General features: G+C 56.1%; 1 pseudogene. It reads right to left on the minus strand.

The window, feature by feature from the left end:
- Positions 1 to 184: 184 nt before the first annotated feature.
- Positions 185 to 740, minus strand: a pseudogene (locus DVK07_RS20145) (tyrosyl-DNA phosphodiesterase); the annotation flags it as partial.

A 740-nucleotide genomic window follows, 5' to 3' on the forward strand; every position in this document is an offset into this window, starting at 1 on the left:
CCCGGAGAGGATGCTGACTATCCCGACGACTGGCGAGACGCACTCACAACTGTCCTAACCGATCTCGATGATCGGATCAATACCTTCGGGGATGAGTAACGATCTGAGGCGGTGAAATCAATCGTCAGCAGCAATCTACTGCGATACCCGCCTAAAGAGGGAACAGCTCATCGTTGTAGGAGAGTCAACTGAACAATCCTCGGACGCGGCCAAACACCCCGCCACTACTCTCTGACTCACTCGTTTCCGTCCCGGTTTCTTCACTCACCCGTCCATCCAATTCAGCGCCAGCTGGCGGCTCCCCTAACCAGTCGAGGAACTCGGCAGGTGATTTGATCAGTAGATCGCGTCCACGGCGTTCAACACGCGCAACGGTGGGCGGATCCCGCGCATACGTGTAGGTATCCGTCGACATCTCTTCAGGGAACGATACACGAAGCCGATCGCCTTGGTCTTCCGTCGTAATATCCTCTCGCTTGAGCAGATCGAACCAGCGGTCACGACCCGCATCATGCTCTTGTTCGGCAGGGCGTCGTGGGAACCACTCCGGTACGTCACGACCAGCATACTCGTAAAACGCCAACATCACGGCACGTGCCGTCCGTAACGCATCGTCATCATTCGAAAGCGTCAGCTCTCGGGTCAGCATTTCGTGGGTGAACCAGAGGAACAGCGGATTATCCTGCTCTATCAGCCGGTTGACCTCGGCCTCACCCTTGTAGCTCGTATCGAAATTCACA

It is taken from the genome of Halorubrum sp. Atlit-26R (genome assembly GCF_003666015.1).
In the GTDB taxonomy this organism is placed as follows: domain Archaea; phylum Halobacteriota; class Halobacteria; order Halobacteriales; family Haloferacaceae; genus Halorubrum.